The 5,539-nt window shown below is 58.3% G+C and carries 6 protein-coding genes; 5 read left to right on the top strand and 1 reads right to left on the bottom strand.

The features are described 5' to 3' along the window. Positions 1 to 203 precede the first annotated feature (203 nt). From ACWIUF_RS10430 to ACWIUF_RS10415, 4 genes are all read left to right on the top strand, one after another. Positions 204 to 1,307, top strand: a complete 1,104-nt coding sequence (locus ACWIUF_RS10430; protein WP_448572301.1) for a DMT family transporter — start codon at positions 204 to 206, stop codon at positions 1,305 to 1,307. A 240-nt stretch (positions 1,308 to 1,547) separates the two neighbouring features. After that, complete coding sequence (locus tag ACWIUF_RS10425) at positions 1,548 to 1,712, top strand: hypothetical protein (RefSeq protein ID WP_448572300.1); 165 nt, start codon at positions 1,548 to 1,550, stop codon at positions 1,710 to 1,712. Positions 1,713 to 1,838: 126 nt separating this feature from the next. Further along, entirely contained in the window at positions 1,839 to 2,996 is a 1,158-nt protein-coding gene (locus ACWIUF_RS10420) for an AI-2E family transporter (RefSeq protein ID WP_448572299.1), read from the top strand. Between the two features lie 3 nt (positions 2,997 to 2,999). Beyond that, entirely contained in the window at positions 3,000 to 4,064 is a 1,065-nt protein-coding gene (locus tag ACWIUF_RS10415; protein WP_448572298.1) for an ABC transporter permease, read from the top strand. Positions 4,065 to 4,111: 47 nt separating this feature from the next. Here the strand turns inward: ACWIUF_RS10415 and ACWIUF_RS10410 are convergent, their stop codons facing one another. Continuing rightward, positions 4,112 to 5,110: an aspartate carbamoyltransferase catalytic subunit gene (locus ACWIUF_RS10410; RefSeq protein WP_448572297.1), complete on the bottom strand. Its 999-nt coding sequence runs from the start codon at positions 5,108 to 5,110 to the stop codon at positions 4,112 to 4,114. Positions 5,111 to 5,234: 124 nt separating this feature from the next. On the opposite strand from ACWIUF_RS10410, the gene ACWIUF_RS10405 reads away from it, so the two are divergent. Beyond that, a partial coding sequence (locus ACWIUF_RS10405; protein WP_448572296.1) for a hypothetical protein occupies positions 5,235 to 5,539 on the top strand: 305 nt, incomplete at its 3' end.

The raw sequence follows: 5,539 nt of genomic DNA, 5'->3' as shown, positions 1-5,539 counted from the left end.
CCCCCGCCCAGCGCCGCTCCCCCCAACCGTGGGTAGCTCGATCACCGCCACCTTAACAAAACTCAATATTTCGCTACAATAAATCTAATCACTTGCCCCCTTGAGATCCCTGCCGTGGGCCAGGGCGATCCTGTCTGTTTCCCGGCTCTCCCTAGCCCTGCCGCGATCACCCCCCATACCCCCTTCTTTTATCTGGCCTCCCCATGCCTATCAAGCCCTTTGAAGCCCGTTTTCCCTTTGCCCCCCTCCTCCTAATTGCCCCATTTTTCCTGTGGGGTACGGCAATGGTGGCGATGAAGGGAACGATCGCCCATACCACCCCCTTTTTCATGACCGGGATTCGGCTGGTGCCCGCTGGCCTTTTGGTGCTCCTGGCTGCGGCCCTCATGGGTAGACCCCAACCACGGGGATGGCGGGCCTGGGGCTGGATTGCCCTGTTTGCCGTAATCGATGCCGCCCTCTTCCAGGGCTTTTTAGGCCAGGGCCTCGTCCGTACCGGTGCGGGGTTAGGGTCCGTGATGATCGACTCCCAACCCTTGGCCGTCGCCCTGATGGCCAGTTGGCTCTTTGGGGAACACATCGGTGCGGTGGGCTGGCTGGGGTTAGTGTTTGGGGTGGTGGGGATTAGCTTGCTCGGAATTCCGGCCTCGGTGCTCCTCACGGGCCGCGCTTGGCTGTTGGGACACACCACCCTAACCCCAGCGTCGTTTAATCTGTTGGCGCTGTTGGAGGCGCTGTTTCAGCATGGTCAATGGCTGATGCTGATGGCTGCCCTGTCAATGGCGGTGGGGACGATCCTCATTCGTTTTGTCAGTCGTCATGCCGACCCGATCGTGGCGACGGGCTGGCACATGATTCTGGGTGGGATTCCCCTATTTGTGCTGTCGGGTTGGTGGGAAACCGGGCAATGGACAGACCTGACGATCGCCGATTGGTCAGCCTTGGCCTACGCCACCGTCTTTGGCAGCGCGATCGCCTACGGGTTATTTTTCTATCTGGCTGCGAGGGGCAACCTCACCAGCCTGAGTGCCCTAACCTTCCTAACCCCCGTTTTTGCCCTGTTATTTGGTAACCTGCTCCTCCAGGAAGTGTTGACCCCGCTGCAATGGGGGGGCGTTTGCCTTACCTTGGTCAGCATTTATTTAATTAACCAGCGCGAGGTTTTGCCCACCCGGCTCCAGCGTTGGTTAGCCCCCGCCCCAACGTCCGTGGTTGCAAGGGGCGCAACCCTCACCAACGATGCGACTGCGCCGGGGCACCCGGAAGGCTACCCGGTCCCCATCCCCCTATCGGAAAAAGCCCCCTAAACGGGGTAAACCTTCCGTGGCTTTGCCGATGCGAGCGGTTGAAGCCTATACCCCGAATATCCCTTAAGATAGATGGGGGTGAGCGGCTGCCCCAGCGCAGACCGACCCCATGTTAACGCTAGGAAATTGCAGATGTTGACAAGCGAGTAGCCCGACGGATGCTCATCAGGAACACCCAGGGCTGCGACTAACCCGTAACAACCACAAGCCGTTGTACTTATTGTTTTTAGGAGGTGAGGTATGGCAGTCTCAATGCTCAAGGACGGTATGCCGGTGGTTTTGCCCCTGGGTGATTTGATCCAACTTCTTGACGCACATCCTGAGGTGATCCAGGGACAGGCGGTTAAAAAACACCGCAAGCCATCGGTGCCTAAGGCCACCGCCACTCAAAAGCTAACGGTATAACAGCCGTCCGGTGCTGATCCGGTGGGGACAGAGCAGGACGGACAGGCTCGCGCTCTTGTCAGTTCAGGTGAATCGAGTAAGCTGAAAATCTAGCGTTGAGCCTAATAGATTGAGCCGAGATCCAGTATGAATCGGGTCTTTACCCCCCTCCAACAGTTCTTGCTCACCTGGCTGCTGATCTTGACGGTCGGCTGGGCCACGGTTGGGGCGATTCGGTATATTGGCGAACTGGTCAGTATTTTAGTGACTGCCAGTCTGATCGCTTTCCTGCTCAACTATGCGGTGGCCCGCTTCCAGGTGTTACTGCCCCGCCCGATCGCGGCGGTCCTGGTTTATCTTCTGGCGGGGGTAGGCGTGGTCCTGGTGGGGATCACGATCGCCCCGCCCGTCGTGAATCAAGCCAAACAGTTTATTAGCAATTTACCGATGCTCCTGGACTCGGGTCGGGAGCAATTTTTAGCCTTCCAGGCTTGGAGCCAGATCCACAATCTCCCCTTTGATGTGCAATTATTGGGGTCGCAACTGTTAACCCAACTGCAAGTCCAGTCCCAGGCGATCGCCGGCAAAAGCCTGGGGTTAGTCTTGGGAACCTTTGGCTGGGTCATTGATCTGGTGCTGATCCTAGTCATTTCCTTCTATATGTTGCTGGATGGGGAACGGATCTGGAAAGGGTTAACCCAGTTTCTCTCCCCCCAGATTCGGGATGTGCTGACCGTGTCCCTGGAGCGCAATTTGCAAAAATTTGTCTCCGGTCAACTCCTGTTAGGGCTGTTTATGGCCGTTATGCTAACAGTGGCTTTTTGGCTCTTAAATGTGCCGTTTTTCCTATTATTCTCGGTTTTCATCGGCCTGATGGAGGTGATCCCCTTTATTGGGGCCACCCTGGGGATTGCCACGGTGTGCCTGGTGGTGGTTTTCATTGATGGCTGGCTGGCCCTCCAGGTGCTCACCGTTGCGGTGGTGGTGCAACAGGTCAAAGATAATCTGATCGCACCCCGGATTTTGGGGAGTTTGACGGGCCTCAGTCCGGTTATTATTTTGGCCTCCTTATTGTTGGGGGCACGGGTGGGGGAATTACTGGGCGTGATTCTGGCGATTCCCCTAACGGGTGTGATCAAGAGTATTGTGGAAATTGCCCTTGATCCGACCCTACCGCCCCAAACGGGTTCTTTTTTCTGTAATCCGGTGGTGGCAGCGGCGGCGGGGGGCACCTCCCCCTTCGAGGCCGAGCCGCTCACGGCTCCGCTCAAATCTCCGCAGGAAAGCACTCAAGACGCTCATTAGCCAATGAACTGGTGGCAAAAACTTCGTAACAATGCCTTGGCCCGCTGGGGCGCAGGACTGTTGCTGGTCTTTTACTTGGCCGTCATTGCGGCAGATTTTGTCGCGCCCTACGATCCCTATGCTTCCCAGCCCAACGGGGCGCTTTTGCCCCCCACCCAAATCTACTGGCGCAATCAAGCCGGACAGTGGATCGGCCCCCATGTTTACCCGACTGAACAGGGGCTGATCGATCGCACGACGGGGGAACAACAGTTAATCGTCGATCGCAGCCAGCCCTCCCCCATCCGCTTGTTGGTGCGGGGTACCCCCTATCGGATTCTGGGTTGGGAAACCAATGTGCGTCTATTCGGCACGATCGGTCCGGCCCGCTTCAACCTGCTGGGAACCGATGATCAGGCCCGGGATGCTTTTAGTCGATTGGTCTATGGCGGGCGGATTAGCCTGTTTGTCGGCCTAGTGGGGGTCGCGATTTCCTTTCCCCTGGGGTTGTTGGTGGGCGGGATTTCTGGCTACTTTGGGGGCTGGGCCGATAGCCTGCTGATGCGGCTGGTGGAAGTCTTGATGACAATTCCCAGCATTTACCTGCTGATCGCCTTGGCGACGGTACTCCCCGCTGGGTTAAGTAGTGCCCAACGCTTTCTTCTGATTGTGGTGATCACCTCATTGGTGGGTTGGGCCAGTCTAGCGCGGGTGATCCGGGGACAGGTGCTCTCGATCAAATCGCGGGAATTTGTCCAGGCGGCCCAGGTCATGGGGGGGACGCCGTTATACATCATCACGACCCACGTCCTGCCCCAAACAGCCACCTATGTGATTATTGCGGCGACCCTCTCTGTACCCAGTTTTATCGTGGCGGAATCGGTTTTGAGTCTTATTGGCCTGGGGATTCAGCAGCCAGACCCCTCCTGGGGCAATATGTTGTCCCTGGCCACGAATGCTTCGATCCTGGTGCTTCAACCCTGGTTGATCTGGCCGCCGGCGTTGATGATTGTCCTGACAGTTCTGGCTTTTAATTTACTGGGGGATGGTCTGCGGGATGCCCTCGACCCCCGTAGCCGCAATCGCTAGACCACAGGGGAAGGCGATGAGCGATATGGTCAAACAAGGCGATCAGGCTATGGCGTGGGATGGCGGCCACTGCCCATGAGGTATAACAGGGCCATCCGGACGGCGACGCCGCTGGTGACCTGTTGCGAGATGAGACTGAATTGGGGATCATCCATTAACTCAGAACTGATTTCCACCCCCCGATTGACCGGCCCTGGATGTAGGACGCGAACGTGGGGCTGGCACTGGCGTAGGCGATCGTGGGTCAGGCCAAACTGCTGGTGATACTCCCGCAGGCTGGGCAGGAGGTGCTGGCTCATCCGTTCCCGCTGCAACCGCAGGGCCATCACAAAATCAGCCCGATCGAGGGCGGGATCGAGTTCCCAATGGAGCTGGAGGCTACCCGGTCGATTTTCCCCATAGACGGCAAATAGCTGGGGTAGCAGCGTGGGCGGTCCTGCTAGGTGTACCTCAGCCCCGCTGGCTGTCAGGCTCCACAGGTTTGATCGCGCCACCCGTGAATGCAAAATATCCCCCACGATCGCAATTTTCTTGCCCTGGAGGCAGGCCAGTCGCGGCTGTTGGCCATCGAGCAACAGGCACAGGGTAAACAGGTCCAACAGCGCTTGGGAAGGATGTTCGTGTTGCCCATCCCCGGCGTTTAGCACGCCAACCCCTGACCCTAGCCGATCCATTGCCTGGGCGATCGTCTGGGGAACCCCGGCTTCCTGGTGGCGGATCACCATGAGGTCGGTGCCCATCGCCCAATAGGTTGTGGCGGTATCCAGGATCGTCTCCCCCTTGGTGAGGGAGGAGGTCCCCGGCGCAAAGTTGAGGATGTCGGCTGAAAGCCGCTTGGCCGCTAGTTCAAAGCTGCTACGGGTGCGAGTGGAGGGTTCAAAAAAGAGGTTAGTGACCACTTGTCCCTGGAGGGCGGGGACTTTCTTGGTTCGCCGAGACAATACTTCACGAAAACTGGCAGCCGTTTGTAAAACGATGTCATATTCCGCTGGGGTGAAGTCAGCGAGCGATAGAATATGACGACGGGTCCAGGTGAGGGCAGTCATCGCACAATTCCGGAATGGTGGCTGGCGCGATCGCCAGAGGTATCGCCTCAACTTTACCGGATGGGGGGAACACTCCCGCGAAAAAGACTTCAATGGATTTATGCAATGAGGCAGGGTGTTATCGATGAAACTCTACGATTGCTTAAAGGTCTCGATCGTCCCGCTGGCGGCGGGGGTGGCCCTGTTTGGCACCAATTTCACCCCCAACCGGAAGCTGGTTGGGCCGCCTGATGCGGCCCGTGAACCCGCACCGCTGATCACCCAAGCCCCATCGCTCCCGGCGGCGGCTCGCCCAACGGCTTCCCCAGCGGCCCCTGTCGCCCCGATCGCTGCCAAGAATACCGCGATGTCCGCTGGCAGTGCGTCGGCGAGCGTGCCGCGATCGCCCGTGGCTAGTGCCACCCCGGCAAGTGCCCCCAGCCCCAACAC

The sequence above is a fragment of the Trichothermofontia sp. genome, from assembly GCF_053493415.1.
Note: the sequence above shows the minus strand (reverse complement) of the source record. Positions and strands in the feature narration are given on the sequence as shown.